At 63.1% G+C, this 18,958-nt stretch carries 19 protein-coding genes; 2 read left to right on the forward strand and 17 right to left on the reverse strand.

The window, feature by feature from the left end; translation table 11 throughout:
- Positions 1-47 precede the first annotated feature (47 nt).
- Genes lpdA through FA04_RS36560 form a run of 6 tightly spaced genes read right to left on the reverse strand, consistent with a single transcriptional unit; the run spans position 48 to position 4,074 of the window.
- Complete coding sequence (gene lpdA / locus FA04_RS16570) at positions 48-1,454, reverse strand: dihydrolipoyl dehydrogenase (RefSeq protein WP_034802544.1); 1,407 nt, start codon at positions 1,452-1,454, stop codon at positions 48-50.
- Between the two features lie 24 nt (positions 1,455-1,478).
- Positions 1,479-2,231 (reverse strand): SDR family oxidoreductase, encoded by a 753-nt coding sequence (locus tag FA04_RS16575; RefSeq protein WP_034803090.1) that lies wholly within the window; start codon positions 2,229-2,231, stop codon positions 1,479-1,481.
- Complete coding sequence (locus FA04_RS16580; protein WP_034802547.1) at positions 2,228-2,728, reverse strand: hypothetical protein; 501 nt, start codon at positions 2,726-2,728, stop codon at positions 2,228-2,230. The genes FA04_RS16575 and FA04_RS16580 overlap by 4 nt, the downstream gene beginning before the upstream one ends.
- Positions 2,729-2,730: 2 nt before the next feature.
- Positions 2,731-3,372 carry a LysE family translocator gene (locus FA04_RS16585; protein ID WP_034802549.1) on the reverse strand — a complete coding sequence of 214 codons (642 nt, stop codon included), beginning with the start codon at positions 3,370-3,372 and terminating at the stop codon, positions 2,731-2,733.
- Positions 3,369-3,794, reverse strand: a complete 426-nt coding sequence (locus FA04_RS16590) for a VOC family protein (RefSeq protein ID WP_034802552.1) — start codon at positions 3,792-3,794, stop codon at positions 3,369-3,371. Before FA04_RS16590 ends, FA04_RS16585 begins: the two co-directional genes overlap by 4 nt.
- 31 nt (positions 3,795-3,825) lie before the next feature.
- A complete protein-coding gene (locus tag FA04_RS36560) occupies positions 3,826-4,074 on the reverse strand; it encodes an MAPEG family protein (protein WP_335667549.1) in 249 nt (82 codons plus the stop codon).
- Position 4,075: 1 nt separating this feature from the next.
- On the opposite strand from FA04_RS36560, the gene FA04_RS36565 reads away from it, so the two are divergent.
- Positions 4,076-4,363 (forward strand): hypothetical protein, encoded by a 288-nt coding sequence (locus FA04_RS36565; RefSeq protein ID WP_335667551.1) that lies wholly within the window; start codon positions 4,076-4,078, stop codon positions 4,361-4,363.
- A 25-nt stretch (positions 4,364-4,388) separates the two neighbouring features.
- On the opposite strand, the gene odhB is transcribed toward FA04_RS36565, so the two are convergent.
- From odhB to sdhC, 11 genes are all read right to left on the reverse strand, one after another.
- A complete protein-coding gene (gene odhB, locus FA04_RS16600; RefSeq protein WP_034802554.1) occupies positions 4,389-5,630 on the reverse strand; it encodes a 2-oxoglutarate dehydrogenase complex dihydrolipoyllysine-residue succinyltransferase in 1,242 nt (413 codons plus the stop codon).
- Between the two features lie 56 nt (positions 5,631-5,686).
- On the reverse strand, positions 5,687-8,683 hold the full coding sequence (locus FA04_RS16605) for a 2-oxoglutarate dehydrogenase E1 component (RefSeq protein ID WP_034802556.1): 2,997 nt from the start codon (positions 8,681-8,683) through the stop codon (positions 5,687-5,689).
- Positions 8,684-8,927: 244 nt separating this feature from the next.
- Positions 8,928-9,830 (reverse strand): succinate--CoA ligase subunit alpha, encoded by a 903-nt coding sequence (sucD, locus tag FA04_RS16610; protein ID WP_034802559.1) that lies wholly within the window; start codon positions 9,828-9,830, stop codon positions 8,928-8,930.
- Positions 9,831-9,847: 17 nt separating this feature from the next.
- The gene (gene sucC, locus FA04_RS16615) at positions 9,848-11,041 is read right to left on the reverse strand and encodes an ADP-forming succinate--CoA ligase subunit beta (RefSeq protein ID WP_034802562.1); all 1,194 of its coding nucleotides are present in this window, start codon (positions 11,039-11,041) and stop codon (positions 9,848-9,850) included.
- A 108-nt stretch (positions 11,042-11,149) separates the two neighbouring features.
- Entirely contained in the window at positions 11,150-12,115 is a 966-nt protein-coding gene (gene mdh, locus FA04_RS16620; protein ID WP_034802565.1) for a malate dehydrogenase, read from the reverse strand.
- A gap of 183 nt (positions 12,116-12,298) precedes the next feature.
- Positions 12,299-13,453, reverse strand: a complete 1,155-nt coding sequence (gene zapE / locus FA04_RS16625) for a cell division protein ZapE (protein WP_034802567.1) — start codon at positions 13,451-13,453, stop codon at positions 12,299-12,301.
- 59 nt (positions 13,454-13,512) lie between these two features.
- Positions 13,513-14,061 (reverse strand): protease inhibitor Inh/omp19 family protein, encoded by a 549-nt coding sequence (locus FA04_RS16630; protein ID WP_034802570.1) that lies wholly within the window; start codon positions 14,059-14,061, stop codon positions 13,513-13,515.
- 299 nt (positions 14,062-14,360) lie between these two features.
- Complete coding sequence (locus FA04_RS16635) at positions 14,361-15,140, reverse strand: succinate dehydrogenase iron-sulfur subunit (RefSeq protein WP_034802573.1); 780 nt, start codon at positions 15,138-15,140, stop codon at positions 14,361-14,363.
- Between the two features lie 18 nt (positions 15,141-15,158).
- Positions 15,159-17,000 carry a succinate dehydrogenase flavoprotein subunit gene (gene sdhA, locus FA04_RS16640; RefSeq protein ID WP_034802575.1) on the reverse strand — a complete coding sequence of 614 codons (1,842 nt, stop codon included), beginning with the start codon at positions 16,998-17,000 and terminating at the stop codon, positions 15,159-15,161.
- 7 nt (positions 17,001-17,007) lie between these two features.
- Positions 17,008-17,388: a succinate dehydrogenase, hydrophobic membrane anchor protein gene (gene sdhD, locus FA04_RS16645; protein ID WP_034802578.1), complete on the reverse strand. Its 381-nt coding sequence runs from the start codon at positions 17,386-17,388 to the stop codon at positions 17,008-17,010.
- Positions 17,389-17,404: 16 nt separating this feature from the next.
- Positions 17,405-17,797, reverse strand: a complete 393-nt coding sequence (gene sdhC / locus FA04_RS16650) for a succinate dehydrogenase, cytochrome b556 subunit (protein WP_034802580.1) — start codon at positions 17,795-17,797, stop codon at positions 17,405-17,407.
- Between the two features lie 305 nt (positions 17,798-18,102).
- Between sdhC and FA04_RS16655 the strand changes: the two genes are divergently transcribed.
- Entirely contained in the window at positions 18,103-18,924 is an 822-nt protein-coding gene (locus FA04_RS16655) for a hypothetical protein (protein WP_051659629.1), read from the forward strand.
- Positions 18,925-18,958: the final 34 nt, after the last annotated feature.

An 18,958-nucleotide genomic window follows, 5' to 3' on the forward strand; every position in this document is an offset into this window, starting at 1 on the left:
GCGGCCGGAAACAGGGGGCCGCGTGATCGCAGCCCCCTGCATGATCCTTACATGTGGATCGGCTTGAAGAAGGTCGAAAGTGCCGCTTCCTTGACCGCTTCCGACATGGTCGGGTGCGCGTGGCAGGTGCGGCCGAGGTCTTCCGACGAACCGCCGAATTCCATCAGAACCGCGATCTCGTGGATCATCTCGCCGGCGCCGAAGCCGACGATATGGCCGCCGAGCACCTTGTCGGTTTCCTTGTCAGCCAGAATCTTGACGAAACCGTCGGTCGCCTGCATCGCCCGCGCGCGGCCGTTGGCCGTGAATGGGAACTTGCCGACCTTGTAGGCGACGCCAGCCGCCTTCAGTTCTTCCTCGGTCTTGCCGACGGAGGCGACTTCCGGCTGGGTGTAGACGACGCCGGGGATGACGTCATAGTTCACGTGGCCGGCCTGACCGGCGAGGATCTCGGCAACGGCAACACCTTCGTCTTCCGCCTTGTGGGCGAGCATCGGGCCGCGCACGACGTCGCCGATCGCGTAGACGCCGGCGACGCTTGTCTGGAAGTGATTGTCGATCTCGACGCGGCCGCGCTGGTCCATGACGACGCCCGCTTCCGCAAGGCCAAGACCGTCGGTGTAGGGCTTGCGGCCGGTGGCGATCAGCACGACATCGGCATCGAGCGTCTGGGCGTCACCGCCCTTGACCGGCTCGAACGTCACCTTGGCGCCCTTGCCGTCCTTGACGACGCCGGTCACCTTGGCGCCGAGCTTGAAGTCCATGCCCTGCTTGGCGAGCATGCGCTGGAACTGCTTGGCAACCTCGCCATCCATGCCGCCGAGAAGCGTGTCGAGATACTCGACAACGGTGACCTTGGCGCCGAGGCGGGCCCAGACCGAGCCGAGTTCGAGGCCGATGACGCCGCCACCGACGACGATCATGTTGGCCGGAACTTTCTCGAGCGCGATGCCGCCCGTCGACGAGATGATCACCTTCTCGTCGATATCGACCTTGACGCCCGGGATGCCAGCGACGTCGGAGCCGGTGGCGATCACGATGTTCTTGGTTTCGAGGATCTGTTCCTCGCCCTTGTCGTTGGTGACGGAGACCTTGCCCTGGCCGAGCACCTTGCCGGTGCCCTGGATGCCGTCGATCTTGTTCTTCTTGAACAGGAACGAGACGCCGTCGACATTGGCCTTAACGGTCGCGTCCTTGTGGGCCATCATCTTTTCGAGGTTCAGCTTCGGTGCCGCGACTTCGACGCCGAGCGCGTCGACGCCGTGGGCAACCTGATGGAACATCTCGGAAGCATGCAGCAGCGCCTTCGACGGGATGCAGCCGATGTTGAGGCAGGTACCGCCGTAGGTGGCGCGCTTTTCGACGACGCCGACCTTCAGGCCGAGCTGGGCCGCCTTGATCGCGCAGACATAGCCGCCGGGGCCGCTGCCGATAACGATGAGATCATAAGCCATTAGAATATCCTTCCTTCAGGACGGTTACCGTCCGCCGCTGACATTGAGAATTGCCCCCGTCACATAAGTCGCCTTATCCGACAGGAGGTAGAGAACCGCGTCAGCGACTTCCTCGGCCGTGCCGGGTCGCTGAACGGGTATGGTGAAGGCGAGATCACGCGCCCGGTCCGGCAAGCCGCCGGAGGCGTGGATCTCGGTATCGATGATGCCGGGCCGTATCGCGTTGACGCGAATGCCTTCGGTCGCGACCTCGCGCGAAAGCCCTGTCGTGAAGGTGTCGATCGCACCTTTCGAGGCGGCGTAATCGACATACTGCGCCGGCGAGCCAAGCGTGGCGGCAACCGAGGAGATGTTGACGATGACACCGCCCTGGTGCCCGTATCGTGTTGACATGCGCCGGACGGCTTCCGCTGCACAGCGGATGGAGCCGGTGACGTTGATGCGGAACATGCGCTCAAGCCGCTCGGGCGACATCTCGTCGACCCGTGCCGTCTGTCCGACGATGCCGGCATTGTTGACGAGCCCGTCCAGCCGGCCGAAAGCCGAATCGACGGCAGCAAAGATCGCTTGGACATCCGCCTCGGAGCCGACATCGCCCTGAACTGCGATCGCCGTGCCGCCAGCCCGCTCGATCGCGCCGACAACCGCATCGGCCGCATCGCGGTTCGACGCATAGTTGACAGCGACCCGCCAGCCGGCTTTTGCAGCGCCAAGGCAGATTGCAGCACCGATGCCGCGGCTGCCGCCGGTCACGAGAAGAACAGGGCTCGCACTCATGCGGCGCATCCCTTGAACGTGAAGGCATCCCAACTGTCGGCCTCGGCCTTGCCCTTGCCCCAGGCGGTCGAAGCGCGAAGCGACGGACCGAAGTCGGGAAGCAGCAGTTGCTCGGCCGCCGTCTCGCTCTCTTGCGGGATCTCGCTGATCGCGCCGGCCTTGTCGAGCGCGTAGACGACACCCTGCCACACAGTACAGGCGCGCAGTTCCTCGCCGGTCGCATCCCCCTCGGGGCAATTGTGCATGATCAGCCCGGTCGCCCGTTCCGGCTCGCCCGCCGGCATGACGACGCCATCGAGCAGCAGGCCGGGCTTGAGAACCGCCACCTTGAAGTGGTTGCTGGTCGCGGCGCTTGCCGAGCCGACCGGTTCGAAACGCAGCTCGTAGGCTCCGTCGCGGTCGCCGTAGATCGCGTGCGACTGCTTGCAGTCGGCGGCAATCGCCGGCGCGGCAAAGGCAAGACCGAACAGGGCTGAAAGGAGACGACCGGAGCGCATGATCAGGCAGCCTTCTCCGTCGCGAGCTTGAGGCCGAGCGCGATGAAGACCACGCCGCTGGCGCGGTCGATCCACTTGCTGGCGCGGGTAAACGCAGCACGCATGCGCGGCGTCGTCATGAACAGGCTGACGCCGACGAACCACGCGATCAGGCAGGTCGCCATGACAAGGCCGTAGCCGAACTTGATCATCATCGGCGTATGGGCGTGAACGACCGTCGAGAAGATCGACAGGAAGAAGAACACCGGCTTGGGGTTGAGCGCGTTGGCGGCAAAGCCGAGGCCGAAGGCCTTGGCCGCCGACTGGCCCTTGATCGACCGGTTGCCTTCCGTGTGGTCGACGTTGATCTCCGTCTGGCCGGCGCGAAGCGCCTTGATGCCGATATAGATCAGGTAAGCGACGCCGCACCATTTGACGATGTTGAACAGATAGATCGACTGCGAAATGATCAGGCCGAGGCCGAGGATCGTGTAGGTCACATGGAACATCAGCGACGTGCCGATGCCGAAGGACGTGATGATCGCCGGACGGCGGCCATGCACGATCGACTGGCGCATGACCATCGCGAGGTCTGCGCCGGGCGAGACGATGGCGAAGGCGAAGATCGCCATCAGCGATGCGAGTTCGAAGAAATACTGGCTCATGGGTTTGCGACCGGTGCGTTGAAGGCCCAGACGTGGCCGAAGGGATCCTGGATGCGCGCGTAGCGTGCGTGCCAGAAGGTATCCTGCGGCTCCAGAACTGTCGATGCCCCGGCGGCCACCGCCTTGTCGTAGGCTGCGTCGACATCGGCAGGCTTCGCCAGGTTGATGCTGATCGCAACGCCGGTACCGCCGATCGTGTTCGGCGAAAGCACGCTGCCGCCGAATTCGGGGAATTCGTCGTGCAGCATCACCTCGCCGCCGTAGATCGCCAGATTGGCGTGCATGACGCGTTTGCCGTCCTCGGCCATCGCGTGGAATGTATTCACCGCACCGAGCGCCTTGGCGTAAAAGGCGATGGCGGCAAGCCCGTCCTTGACGCAGATATGCGCCTGGATCGGCGGAACGTCGGGTCCGAATGCCATGCCAGTCTCCTCTTGCCTTGTCGCCAGGATGCTATGCCATGAGCCGGACGACCATCAGCAACAGCGCAATGATCGACACGAACCAGACGAGGGTGCGCAGCACGGGAACGCCGGCCGCGTAGAGAACGGTGTAAGCCAGCCGTGCCAGAAGCCAGGTCACTGCGCCGATGGCGCCGAGACCGCCGGTCTTGCCGGTCACCGCCAGGGCGAGCGCAAGCCCAACGAAGGCCGGATAGGTTTCCAGCATGTTGCGAAGCGACCGCAGCAAACGTCCTGCCACGATGCTCTTCGATGCGCTGTTCGTCGCGGGGGCCGAGCAGATATTTGAAACCGAGATCGCCGGCGAGATCGAGCGACAGCGCCTGCACCAGGATGTGCACGATCAGGAACACCACGCTCCAGCCAAGCACCCAGATTTCAGTCGACGCTGCGGCGGCTTCCATCATCCCTCGCAATCGCAGGAGCGGTTCGGATCGACATCATCGGCCCTGACGGCCAATCTCTCCGGCCAGGCCGCAGAGACGGTTTTCGCCGCGCGTGATCGCGGACGGCGAACGGCGGGGGCATGAAGGACGCCCCCGCTGTTTCCGGATATCAGAGATCGAGAACCAGGCGTTCCGGATCTTCCAGGCTTTCCTTGACGCGCACGAGGAAGGTCACGGCTTCCTTGCCGTCGACGATGCGGTGATCGTAGGAGAGCGCGAGGTACATCATCGGGCGGATGACGACCTGGCCGCCGATGGCGACCGGACGCTCCTGGATCTTGTGCATGCCGAGGATGCCCGACTGAGGCGCGTTGAGGATCGGCGAAGACATCAGCGAACCGTAGACGCCACCGTTGGAGATGGTGAAGGTGCCGCCCTGCATGTCGGCCATCGACAGCGCGCCGTCACGGGCAGCCTTGCCGAGGCGACCGATGTCCTTTTCGATCTCGGCGATCGACATCTGGTCGGCATCGCGAACGATCGGAACCACAAGACCCTTGTCCGTGCCGACGGCGACGCCGATGTGGCAGTAGTTCTTGTAGATGATGTCGGTGCCGTCGATCTCGGCGTTGACAGCCGGGATTTCCTTCAGCGCGTGGGTGACGGCCTTGGTGAAGAAGCCCATGAAGCCGAGCTTCACGCCGTGCTTCTTCTCGAAGATGTCCTTGTACTTGTTGCGCAGCGACATGACGGCGCTCATGTCCACCTCGTTGTAGGTGGTGAGCATGGCGGCAGTGTTCTGCGCATCCTTGAGGCGACGGGCAATCGTCTGGCGCAGGCGGGTCATCTTGACGCGCTCTTCGCGAACGACGTCTTCAGCCGTCGACGGCGCACGGGCCTGGACCTTGGCTGGCTCGGAAGCGGCCGGCGTCGAGATGCCCTTGGCGACGGCTGCAAGGACGTCGCCCTTCAGCACCTGGCCACGCTTGCCGGAGCCGTCGACCTGATCGGCCGAGAGGTTGTTTTCGGCAAGCAGCTTGCCAGCCGACGGTGCCGGCGGCATCGACGAAGCAGCCGGTGCTGCAGCAGCGGCCGGGGCAGCCGGAGCGGCAGCAGCCGGCTCGGCCTTCTTTTCGGCGGCAGCAGCCGGAGCGGCCGCTGCGGCGCCAGCGGCACCTGCAGCGATCTGGCCGAGCAGCGCGCCGAGACCGACGGTCTCGCCGGCCTGGGCGACGATTTCAGAGAGCGTGCCTGCGGCCGGAGCCGGAACTTCGATCGTCACCTTGTCGGTTTCGAGTTCGAGCAGGGGTTCATCGGCCTTGATGGCGTCGCCGACCTTCTTGAACCAGGTGCCGACGGTCGCTTCGCTGACGGATTCGCCAAGGGTGGGAACGCGGATTTCTGTTGCCATGATTTTTGTTCCGTTGATCAGATATCTGTTTCTATTGGCTCAGAGCGTGGGGAGCATCAGCCCCCCAGCGCGTCCTCGAGGAAGGCGGCAAGCTGCGCCAGGTGCTTCGACATCAGGCCGGTCGCCGGCGATGCGGCAGCCGGACGGCCGGTGTAGCGCACGCGCTGATACTTGGCGTCGATATGGGCGAGAACCCATTCGAGGTACGGGTCGATGAACGACCAAGCGCCCATGTTCTTCGGCTCTTCCTGGCACCAGACCATCTCCGCGTTGCGGAAGCGGCTGAGCTCGTTGATGAGCGCCTTGGCCGGGAACGGATAGAGCTGTTCGACGCGCAGCAGGTAGATGTCGTCGATGCCGCGCTTTTCGCGTTCTTCGAGCAGGTCGTAGTAGACCTTGCCCGAGCAGAGCACGACGCGACGGATCTTCGAGTCCTTCTGCAGCTTGATCGGGCCGTCCTTGATCACCTCGGCATCGTCCCACAGCAGGCGGTGGAACGAGCTCTCGCCGGCCATTTCCGACAGGCTGGAGATCGCACGCTTGTGACGCAGCAGCGACTTCGGCGTCATCAGGATCAGCGGCTTGCGGAAGTCGCGCTTCACCTGGCGGCGCAGGATGTGGAAGTAGTTCGCCGGCGTCGTGACGTTGGCGACCTGCATGTTGTCTTCCGCGCAAAGCTGCAGGAAGCGTTCCAGGCGAGCAGACGAGTGCTCCGGACCCTGGCCTTCATAGCCGTGCGGCAGCAGGCAGACGAGACCCGACATGCGCAGCCACTTGCGTTCGCCCGACGAGATGAACTGGTCGAAGACGACCTGCGCACCGTTGGCGAAGTCGCCGAACTGAGCTTCCCAGAGGGTGAGCGCGTTCGGACGGGCGAGCGAGTAGCCGTACTCGAAGCCGAGAACTGCCTCTTCCGAAAGCATCGAGTTGATGACTTCGTAGCGCGCCTGGGTCGGCGACAGGTTTGCGAGCGGGATGTAGCGCTCTTCCGACTGCTGATCGTAGAGCACCGAGTGGCGCTGCGAGAAGGTGCCGCGTTCGCAGTCCTGACCCGACAGGCGGATCTTGGTGCCTTCCGTGACCAGCGTGCCGAAAGCGAGCGCCTCAGCCATGGCCCAGTCGACACCCTCGCCGGTCTGGATCATGTTGGCGCGGTTTTCCATGAAGCGCTGGATCGTGCGGTGCGCGCTGAAACCAGCCGGGATCTCGGAGATTTTGCGGCCGACTTCCTTCAACTGCTTCATCGGCACCGAGGTCTTGCCGCGGCGCTGTTCGTCCTGGTTGTCGGCCGAGCGCAGGCCCGACCAGACACCGTCAAGCCAGTCGGCCTTGTTCGGCTTGTAGGACTGGCCGGCCTCGAACTCCTGTTCGAGATGCGCACGCCAGTCGGCCTTCATCTTCTCGACTTCGCCTTCGGAAATCAGGCCTTCGGCGATCAGGCGGTCGGAGTAGACCTGGACGACGGTCCTGTGGGCGCGGATGACCTTGTACATCTTCGGCTGCGTGAACGCCGGCTCGTCGCCTTCGTTGTGGCCGAAGCGGCGATAGCAGAACATGTCGATGACGACAGGCTTGTGGAACTTCATCCGGAATTCGGTGGCGATCTTGGCCGCGTAGACAACCGCTTCCGGATCGTCGCCGTTAACGTGGAAGATCGGCGCTTCGATCATCTTGGCGACGTCGGACGGATAGGGCGACGAGCGCGAGAAGGCCGGATTGGTGGTGAAGCCGATCTGGTTGTTGATGATGAAGTGGACCGTACCGGCAACGCGGTGACCGCGCAGGCCGGAAAGCCCGAGGATTTCAGCAATCACGCCCTGGCCGGCAAAAGCGGCGTCACCATGCAGCAGCAGCGGCATGACCTTGGAGCGTTCGCGCAGCGGAATGATGTCGCCTTCAAAGACGGTCGCCATCTGGTCCTGCTTGGCGCGTGCCTTGCCCATGACCACAGGGTTGACGATTTCCAGGTGCGACGGGTTTGCCGTCAGCGACAGGTGAACCTTGTTGCCGTCGAATTCGCGGTCGGAAGACGCACCGAGGTGGTACTTCACGTCGCCCGAACCTTCGACGTCGTCAGGCGCGTAGGAGCCGCCCTTGAACTCGTGGAAGATGGCGCGGTGCGGCTTTGCCATGACCTGGGAAAGCACGTTCAGACGGCCGCGATGGGCCATGCCGAGCACGATTTCCTTGAGGCCTTCCTGGCCGCCGCGCTTGATGATCTGCTCGAGCGCCGGAATGAGCGACTCACCGCCGTCGAGACCGAAGCGCTTGGTGCCCTTGTACTTGACGTCGATGAACTGCTCGAAGCCTTCGGCCTCGATCAGCTTCTGCAGGATCGCCTTCTTGCCTTCAGGCGTGAAGTCGACGCCCTTGTCCGGACCTTCGATGCGCTCCTGGATCCAGCCCTTCTCTTCCGGGTTGGACATGTGCATGAACTCGACGCCGATCGTCGAGCAGTAGGTGCGCTCGAGGATTTCGACCATCTCACGGAGGGTCGCGTATTCAAGACCGAGCACGTTGTCGATGAAGATCTTGCGGTCGAGATCCTTGTCCTCGAAACCGTAGTTCGAGGGCGAAAGCTCGTTGTAGTCTTCAACCGGGGCAGCCAGGCCGAGCGGGTCGAGCTTGGCATGCAGGTGGCCGCGGGCGCGATAGGCGCGGATCATCATGATGGCGCGGACGGAATCGCGCGTCGCCTGGTGGATGTCGGCAGCGCTGGCGACGGTGCCGGTGGCGGCCGCCGCTTCCTCGGCCTTCGCCTTGACCTTCTTCTCGATGACCTTCTCGACCGTGCCCCAGTCGCCATCGAGCGCCGAGACCAGTTCGCCATTGGCCGGGATCGGCCAGTTGTTCTTTTTCCAGGAGGCGCCCTTGGCTGCCTTCACCACATCTTCCGGCCGGTCGGCGAGCGCCTTGAAGAAGGCCTGCCATTCAGCCGACACGGACGCCGGGTCCGCCTCGTAGCGTGCATGGAGCTGCTCGATATAGGCGGCGTTGGCGCCGTCCAGAAACGAAGTGAGCTGGAATTGCTCGTTGGCCTCTTGCCTTGTCATGGTCTCACGCGGACTGATCTGTCCGCCTCCTGACTGAAGTTGGGTTGCCGGGTATCCCGGTCGTTCATGTTCGTTCGGCGCGTCCGGGCGCCGGGCCTTTTTCCTACGGCGCCGCGCATCGTCAGGACGCGCTGGGTCACCGTGGCAGTCATTGCCGCATGTCCTGATCTTCAATCAGCCAAGGAAACAGGCGGCAGGCACGTTGTCCGGGCCGGATCGACCGGCCCGGACAAATGGTTTGAGATCAGCCCTTGAGGACTTCGACCAGCGTCTTGCCGAGACGAGCCGGCGAAGGCGATACGCGGATGCCTGCCTGCTCCATCGCAGCGATCTTGGATTCCGCATCGCCCTTGCCGCCGGAAACGACAGCGCCGGCGTGACCCATGGTACGGCCCTTCGGAGCGGTACGGCCCGCGATGAAACCGGCCATCGGCTTCTTGCGGCCCTTCTTGGCTTCGTCGATGAGGAACTGTGCAGCATCCTCTTCGGCCGAGCCGCCGATTTCACCGATCATGATGATCGAGGTCGTGGCTTCGTCCGCCAGGAACATCTCGAGCACGTCGATGAACTCGGTGCCCTTCACCGGGTCGCCGCCGATGCCGACGGCCGTCGTCTGGCCGAGGCCTTCGTTGGAGGTCTGGAACACGGCTTCATAGGTCAGCGTGCCGGAGCGCGAGACGATGCCGACCGAACCCTTGCGGAAGATCGAGCCCGGCATGATGCCGATCTTGCATTCTTCCGGCGTCAGGATACCGGGGCAGTTCGGGCCGAGCAGACGCGACTTGGAGCGGTCGAGGCGAGCCTTGACGCGTACCATGTCGGCAACCGGGATGCCTTCGGTGATGCAGGTGATGAACGGGATTTCCGCATCGATCGCCTCGATGATCGCGTCCGCGGCACCTGCCGGCGGAACGTAGATCACGGATGCGTCCGCGCCGGTCTTTTCACGGCCTTCGGCAACCGAGGCGAAGATCGGCAGACTTTCGCCCTTGGAGCCGGTCCAGGTTTCGCCGCCCTTCTTCGGGTGAATGCCGCCGACCATCTGCGTGCCGTAATAGGCAAGCGCCTGTTCGGTATGGAAGGTGCCGGTCTTGCCGGTCAGGCCCTGAACGAGGACCTTGGTGTTCTTGTTGACGAGAATCGACATGTGGTCTGGTCCTTCAGTTAGCCGTTGATCGCGGCGACGATCTTCTTGGCAGCATCGTCCAGATCGTCGGCGGCGGTGATCGCCAGGCCGGATTCGTTCAGGATCTTCTTGCCAAGCTCGACATTCGTGCCTTCGAGACGAACGACCAGCGGAACCTTGAGGCCGACTTCCTGCACGGCGGCAACGACGCCTTCAGCGATGACGTCGCACTTCATGATGCCGCCGAAGATGTTGACGAGGATGCCCTCGACCTTCGGGTCGGCCGTAATGATCTTGAAGGCTGCCGCAACCTTCTCCTTGCCGGCGCCGCCGCCGACGTCACAGAAGTTCGCCGGCTCCTTGCCGTAGAGCTTGATGATGTCCATCGTCGCCATGGCAAGGCCGGCGCCGTTGACCATGCAGCCGATGTTGCCGTCGAGCGCGACATAGGCGAGATCCCACTTCGAGGCCTCGATTTCCTTGGCGTCTTCTTCGGTCTCGTCGCGCAGAGCCTTGATGTCGTCGTGGCGGAAGAGCGCGTTGCCGTCGAACGAGACCTTGGCGTCGAGAACGCGCATGCGGCCGTTCTTCATGACGATCAGCGGGTTGATCTCGAGCAGGCTCATGTCCTTCTCGACAAAGGCCTTGTAGAGGATCGGGAAGAGCTTTTCAGCGTCAGCCTTGGCTTCGCCTTCAAGCTTCAGGGCCGCGGTGAGCTTGGCAAGATCAGCGGCGGTGACGCCGGCTTCCGGGTTGATCGCTACGTTGACGATCTTTTCCGGCGTGTCGTGCGCAACAGCCTCGATGTCCATGCCGCCTTCCGTCGAAACGACGAAGGCAACCTGGCCGACCGAGCGGTCGACGAGCAGCGATAGATACAGTTCGCGGTCGATGTCGGCGCCGTCCTCGATGTAGAGGCGGTTCACCTGCTTGCCGGCCGGGCCGGTCTGGGCAGTAACGAGCGTGTTGCCGAGCATTTCCTTGGCATGGGCCTTGGCTTCGTCGATCGAGAAGGCAAGACGAACGCCGCCCTTGGCGTCGGCGGACAGTTCCTTGAACTTGCCCTTGCCGCGGCCGCCCGCATGGATCTGGCTCTTGACCACGTAGAGCGGGCCCGGGAGCGACTTGGCAGCAGCTTCAGCTTCGTCAGCCGAGAAGATCGCGACACCTTCCGCGACCGGTGCGCCATAGCTCTTCAGGAGAGCCTTGGCCTGATATTCATGAATGTTCATGGTGTTTTTCCTGTCTGAGCATTGTGCGGGCAGGTGGGGCACCTACCCGCACCAATGCGGCAAAAACAATGAGGTCGAGCGGATCAGCGTCCGCCCGACGGGAGGCGATTACTGCTTGAGGCTCGGCGCAATGCCGATGCAGGCTTCGCAAAGACCGGCGACCGAAGCAACGGACTTGTCGAACGCTTCCTTCTCGGCCTTGTTGAGATCGATCTCGATGATGCGCTCGACGCCGCCGGCGCCGATAACGGTCGGAACGCCGACATACATGTCCTTGACGCCGTACTGGCCGGTCAGGTGTGCCGCGCAGGGCAGAACGCGCTTCTTGTCCTTGAGGTAAGCTTCAGCCATTTCGATCGCCGAGGCGGCCGGTGCGTAGTAGGCCGAACCGGTCTTGAGCAGGCCGACGATTTCGGCGCCGCCGTCACGGGTGCGCTGGATGATTTCTTCGAGGCGTTCCTTGGTGACCCAGCCCATCTGCACGAGGTCGGTCAGCGGGATGCCGGCAACGGTCGAGTAACGGGCGAGCGGCACCATGGTGTCGCCGTGGCCGCCGAGAACGAAGGCGGTGACGTCCTGGACCGAGACGTTGAATTCCTGCGAGAGGAACAGGCGGAAGCGCGAACTATCGAGAACGCCGGCCATGCCGACGACCTTGTTCTTCGGCAGGCCCGAGAACTTCTGCAGCGCCCACACCATGGCGTCGAGCGGGTTGGTGATGCAGATGACGAAGGCGTTCGGGGCATACTTCTTGATGCCGGCGCCGACCTGTTCCATGACCTTGAGGTTGATGCCGAGCAGGTCGTCGCGGCTCATGCCCGGCTTGCGAGCGACGCCGGCGGTGACGATGCAGACATCAGCGCCTTCGATGGCGGAATAGTCGCTCGCACCCGTCAGGTTCACGTCGAAGCCTTCGACCGGGGAGGACTGGCCGATGTCGAGACCCTTGCCCTGCGGAATGCCGTCGGCGATGTCGAAGAGGACGATGTCGCCCAGTTCCTTCAGGCCGGCGAGATGCGCCAGCGTGCCACCAATCATCCCTGAACCGATAAGTGCGATCTTGTTGCGAGCCATGAAAGTGCTTCCTTTGTGATCCCAATATGATCAAGGCCTGAAACGCGGCAAACGCCAAACCTTCGCCGGAAGCCATTAAACGGCAATCGGTAAAATATCAATCGATACTTTTTGGTGGAACAATTTCAATCGGTTAGATCATAAAATTCTTACGTAAACGTAAGAGTTTGCGCCACATCTGCGTCACGAAACAGCAACATTTGCGGGATGCGCAGCGGCATATTCCTCGCTTTGCATCTCGATCAGACGTGAAACCGTGCGGTCGAACTCGAAGCCTTCCGTGCCCTTTTTCTGGGTCAAAAGATCCTGCGGCTCTGCCGCCGCCGAGGCAAAGAGCCGGGCGCCGTTGTCGTAGAGCGTATCGACCAGCAGGATGAAGCGCTTGGTCTCGTTGCGCATATGCGGACCGAGATGCGGTACGTGGTCGACGAAGATCGTCGAATAGCGCTCGAGGATGGCGAGATAATCGGCAGCCCCAAGCGGTTGCTGGCAGAGGTCGGCGAAATTGAAGCGGGCACTCTTTCCGGACGCGGCCGGTACGGGGATCTTGCGCCCCTTACGCGGCACGTCCGCCGGAGCGGCCGGCGCATTGCGGGTCTCATGGGCCCAGGCGCGCGCCATCGCCGCATCCGCCTCAGGCCCGAGCGGCGAGAGCCACACCGGGCTGCCGTCGGTCTTCGTCAGCCGGTAGTCGGTGTCCGTGTCCAGCGAGATAACCTCGGCATTTGCCTTAAGGAGTTCGATGAACGGCAAAAACAGGCTGCGGTTGAGGCCATCGCGATAGAGATCGTCGGGCGCCACGTTCGAGGTGGCAACCAGCACGCAGCCCTTGGCGAAGAGTTCGCCGAACAGGCGGCCGAGGATCATCGCATCGGCGATGTCGGTCACGGAGAATTCGTCGAAGCAGAGCAGCCGCGCTTCACCGAAGAGCTCGGAGGCGACGGGCGGGATCGGATCGGCCTGCTTGGTCTCGCCGTTCTTCAGCTTCTGCCGGTGCTTGTAGATGCGCTCGTGCACATCGGCCATGAACTCGTGGAAATGCGCCCGGCGCTTGCGCTGGATCGGCACCGCCTCGAAGAACATGTCCATCAGCATGGTCTTGCCGCGCCCCACGCCGCCGTGGATGTAGAGACCCTTGACCGGCGGATGGTCCTTCTTGCGCGAGGCAAACAGCCAGCCGAGCGCATTGGTCTTGCGCGACGGGCGGCTGGCGAGCAGCTCGGCCGAGAGATGATCGAACCGCCGCGCGATCGTAAACTGCGCCGGGTCACGCTTGCGCTCGCCGTTCGCGACGAGCGCTTCGAGCTTGCGGTAAATGCTGTCGTCAGGATTGAGCACGTCTCACCCGAGATGGGACGGAAAATAAAAGCCCGGCACGAGACCGGGCTGGAGAAGCGTCAGCGGCTGAGGCTGACTGGCTGGCCGCCATTGGTCGAGCCGTCGAAACGCGCGTCGGCCGTCTTGTAGAGGCGGGCGATGGCATTGCCGCTGCGGTCCTTGAGGACCACCTGCTTGCCGGCCACTTCCCAGGAGCCCATGGTCGTCAGCTCGCCGGCGCAACCGCGGGTGCCGCCGCGCGAACCAGAACCAAGATTGGTGAGCGTCAGGAACATGTCGCAGGAGCTGCCGGCGCTGGAGACGCGCCAGTTGCCAACCATCGCTTCCTTGGTGACGTCGAGCCCGCCACCTGCAGCCGCGGCGACCTGCGTGCCGGGCTGCTGGACAGCGCCGCCGGCAACCGCCGTGCCGCTCGCCGGTGCAGCCGGGAATTGCGACGTGTTTCCGGTTGGTGCCGGAAGCTGGTTCGACGAAACCGAAGGGACCGGTGCGGCCTGGATGGGAGCGGGCGAGGCGTCCTGGGAGCTGAAACCGCCCATCGACGTCCGTTGGCATCCGGCCAGCGCAAGCACAACCGCCAGCCCCGCCGCCGCATGAATTACCCGCATATCCCTACTCCTGTTCGTGTCCGCGAACCATGATGCAACGCGATAATATAGGCCGAAATACAGCAAATCCACCTGACAAATCAAGGGACGACGATTCCTGGCGACCTGTTGCAGGATTGAAACGTCCGCAGGGCCGGATCGCGCGCCACGTCCTCGCTGCGTATCATCGCCTCCTGCCGTCGGCCCGCCTCTCCCGCATCGGCACAATCACGAATTGTCCGCCGCCCTGGAGAGGCGCAAAACAGAAAACGGCGAGCCAGGGCCCGCCGTTTCCAAAACTTCATGTCCGGTCCGGCCGATTACACACGGCGCTCGACCAGCATCTTCTTGATCTCGCCGATCGCCTTGGCCGGGTTCAGGCCCTTCGGACAGGCCTGGGCGCAGTTCATGATCGTGTGGCAACGATAGAGGCGGAAGGGATCCTCGAGGTTGTCGAGGCGCTCGCCGGTCGCTTCGTCGCGGCTATCGATCAGCCAGCGGTAGGCCTGCAGCAGAACCGCCGGACCGAGGTAACGGTCGCCGTTCCACCAATAGCTCGGACAGGAGGTCGAGCAGCAGGCGCACAGGATGCACTCGTAGAGGCCGTCGAGCTTGAGGCGGTCCTCGTGGCTCTGCTTCCATTCCTTGGCCGGCGTCGGCGATACCGTCTTCAGCCAGGGCTCGATCGAGCGGTGCTGGGCGTAGAAGTTGGTGAGGTCAGGAACCAGGTCCTTCACGACCGGCATGTGCGGCAGCGGATAGACCTTTACCGCACCCTTCACCTCGTCCATGCCCTTGGTGCAGGCGAGCGTGTTGGTGCCGTCGATGTTCATGGCGCACGACCCGCAGATGCCTTCGCGGCAGGAGCGGCGCAGCGTCAGCGTCGGGTCGATCTTGTTCTTGATGTAGAGCAGACCGTCGAGCACCATCGGGCCGCAATCGTCGACATCGATGTAGAAGGTATCGATGCGCGGATTGGCACCGTCATCCGGGTTCCAGCGATAGATGCGGTATTCGCGAACGTTGGTCGCGCCGGCAGGCTTCGGCCAGACCTTGCCTTCCGTCATCTGCGAGTTCTTGGGGAGAGCGAGTTCAACCATGTGGCTTGTTCCTCAAGATCAATAGACGCGGGCCTTCGGCTCGATCTTCTTGGGATCGATGCCGTCGGCGATCAGGTCGGTATGGACGGGGCGGTAGTCGAGCTTGACGTCGCCGGCCTCGTTGACCCAGGCGAGCGTGTGCTTGCGCCAGTTGACGTCGTCGCGGCCGCCGAGCGGACCCTCGGTGTAGTCCTCGCGGGCGTGCGAACCACGGCTCTCCTTGCGCGCTTCGGCGCCGTAGATCGTCGTGATGGCGTTGGCCATGAGGTTTTCGAGTTCCAGCGTCTCGACGAGGTCCGAGTTCCAGATCATCGAGCGGTCGGTGACCTTGATGTCGGGCATCTCCTTCCAGATCGCCGAAATGCGCTTGCAGCCCGATTCCAGCGATTCCTGGGTGCGGAACACGGCCGCGTCTTCCTGCATGGCGTGCTGCATCTTTTCGCGCAGCACGGCGGTCGGCGTGGAGCCATTGGCGTTACGCAGGCGGTCGAAGCGGTCCATGATCCGTTCGCAGGCGGCCCTGTTGAGTTCCGGCACCGGCTCGTTGCGGTCGATGACCTGGCCGGCGCGGATGGCGGCGGCACGGCCGAAGACCACGAGATCGATCAGCGAGTTGGAGCCGAGGCGATTGGCGCCGTGCACCGAGGCGCAGCCGGCTTCGCCGACGGCCATCAGACCGGGCGCAATGCGCTCCGGGTTCTGGCTGTCGGCATTCAGGACTTCGCCCCAGTAGTTGGTCGGCACGCCGCCCATGTTGTAGTGCACCGTCGGCAGAACCGGGATCGGCTCCCGGGTCACGTCGACACCGGCAAAGATCTTCGCCGATTCCGAGATGCCCGGCAGGCGCTCGTGCAGGACGGCCGGATCGAGGTGATCCAGGTGCAGGAAGATGTGGTCCTTGTTCTTGCCGACGCCGCGGCCTTCGCGGATTTCCATCGTCATACAGCGCGAGACGACGTCACGCGAGGCAAGGTCCTTGGCGGACGGCGCATAGCGCTCCATGAAGCGCTCGCCTTCGGAGTTGACGAGGTAGCCGCCTTCGCCGCGTGCGCCTTCGGTGATCAGGCAGCCCGCACCGTAGATGCCGGTCGGATGGAACTGGACGAATTCCATGTCCTGCAGCGGCAGGCCGGCGCGTGCAATCATGCCGCCGCCGTCGCCCGTGCAGGTGTGCGCCGAGGTCGCCGAGAAGTAGGCGCGGCCGTAACCGCCGGTCGCCAGCACCACCATCTTGGCGGAGAAGCGATGGATCGTGCCGTCGTCGAGGTTCCAGGCGACGACGCCGGTGCAGCGGCCGTCATCCGACATGATCAGGTCGAGCGCGAAATACTCGATGAAGAACTCGGCGTTGTTGCGCAGAGACTGACCATAGAGAGTGTGCAGGATCGCGTGGCCGGTACGGTCGGCAGCAGCACAGGTGCGCTGGACCGGCGGGCCTTCGCCGTAGTTCTGCATGTGGCCGCCGAACGGTCGCTGATAGATCTTGCCTTCCGCGTTACGCGAGAACGGCACGCCGTAGTGCTCGAGCTCATAGACCGCCTTCGGCGCTTCCATGGCGAGATACTGCATGGCGTCGACGTCGCCGAGCCAGTCGGAACCCTTGACGGTGTCGTAGAGGTGCCACTGCCAGCTATCCGGCGTCATGTTCTGCAGCGAGGCGGCAATGCCGCCCTGGGCGGCAACCGTGTGCGAGCGGGTCGGGAAGACCTTGGTGATGCAGGCGGTCTTCAGACCCTGCTCGGCCATGCCGAGCGTCGCGCGCAAGCCCGCACCGCCGGCGCCGACGACGACGACGTCGAAGGCGTGATCGACATATTGATAGGCCTTGCCGTTTGCAGCGGGTGAACTGTTCGATGCCATGGCGAAATTACCCTGCAAAAGCGATCTTCAGGATGGCGAAGAGACAGAGCCCGCCAACCGCGATCGTGAAAAATGTATTGAGCATGAGAAGCACGATCTTCATGCCTTCGCCATGCACGTAGTCTTCGATGATCACCTGCATGCCGAGCCGCATGTGAACGAGGCCCGAGAGCACGACGAGCGCCATGACGACGGCGACGAAGGGGTTCGCGAGCGCGGCGACGACATCCGCATAGGGCGCGCCTGCGTAGCGAACGAGAAAGATGACGAAGAAGATCAACAGCGGAACGTTGGCGACGGCCGTCAGGCGCTGGCGCCAGAAATGATCCGTGCCTTCCTTGGCCGAGCCAAGACCGCGAACCTTGCCGAGAGGAGTGCGCATATCCATGAGTATTCTCCCTCAGTCAGCGAACGAGATAGCCGACCACCCAGATCAGCAGCGTCAGCGCCACCGAACCGATGATCGTTGCCTTGGCCATCTTGGTGGCGAAGTGCTTCTCGTAGCCGTAGCCGAGATCCCAGGCAAAGTGGCGCAAGCCGCCGAGCATGTGGTGCACCAGGGCCCAGGTATAGCCGAACAGCACCAGCTTGCCGATCAGCGTACCGAACAGCCAGCTGACCCAGTCGTAATAGGCAGCACCCGACGCAGCGGCGATCAGCCACCAGGCGACGAGGATGGTCCCGAAGTAGAGCGCACCACCGGTGATGCGGTGCACAATGGACATGACCATCGTCGGGATAGGTTTATAGATTTGAAGATGCGGCGAGAGTGGCCGGCTTCTTGTGACATTCGTCATCGGAACCTCACGGAATGCCCGGATTTCCGCCCAAAAAACTGGACGATTTTAGTCCGGTATCGCACCTGATTGTGCGCAATTCAGTCATTCGGACCTTTAATCACCATAAAGCTTAACGACAAGTGTGTTTGCGGTGCAAAATCAATTTAATCGATTAGACGAATTGCGCCATTTTCCTGCCAGCCGGAGACATGGGCCGGCGTTAACGATAGCGACAAAAAGCCAAGCAATTCCGTGACTTTCCCGACGATGTGGCCCAGAGTGCCCTTAACGATTTGTTAAGCGTCACCCGGAGGGCGGGCAGAATGATTCTGTTCAGGGCAATCCATGCGACCAAAGTGCTAGCGCTTGCCGGCCTGGTCATCGCCACCAGCTACATTCCGATGGAAGCTCGAGACCGGGGCGGACTGCCGGAGGCGCAGACGCGAACACGCCATGTCAGGATGAATGCCGATCGTTTCTATCCTCGTCACGATTTCGATCGCATGGGTTATCGCAACGACTGGGACCGCCATCGCGGACCGCGCCGCGACTGGGCGTCCAACGGTGGCCCGCCGGAAGTGAACACGCGCACCCGGCACGTTCGCCTGCCGCGCTACCGCCCCTACCCCGGCGCTTATGCTGGACGGTGGGAGCAGCGTGGCGGATGGGTGCGCGACGGAGCCGGTCGCGACTACTGGACATCCGACGCCCGCAGGCACGACGGTCGCCCAGGCATCTATGACGTGCCGCCGCAGGTCTCGACCCGCACCCGCCATGTCCGCCTGCCGCAATATCGGGCCTATCCCGAGCGGTGGGGCAATGGCGGTGGATGGGGGCGCGATCAGGCCGGGCGCGAGATCTGGACATCGAGCAACCAAGGCCGAGACTATCGCCCGAGCTATTACGGCGGTGATGAATATCCGGACATCATTCCTGGTATCGGCACCTATGTCGGCGGCATTTCGGCCTATGTCGACGTCGGCAATGGCATCTATTTCAGCCAGGAAGGCGACTACGGCTATGCGGATGAGGCAGATACTGCGCCGCCGCCCGAGGCGAAACGCGGCAAGATCATCAACGTCACGCCACAGACCATGAACGGTTCCTGCGCCTACGAACACGGCGTCTGCGTCATCCGCCGGTAATCGCGGCTACAGCGATATCAGCCCGTCAGGCCAA

This window comes from Ensifer adhaerens (genome assembly GCF_000697965.2).
GTDB classification, from domain to species: Bacteria; Pseudomonadota; Alphaproteobacteria; order Rhizobiales; family Rhizobiaceae; genus Ensifer; species Ensifer adhaerens.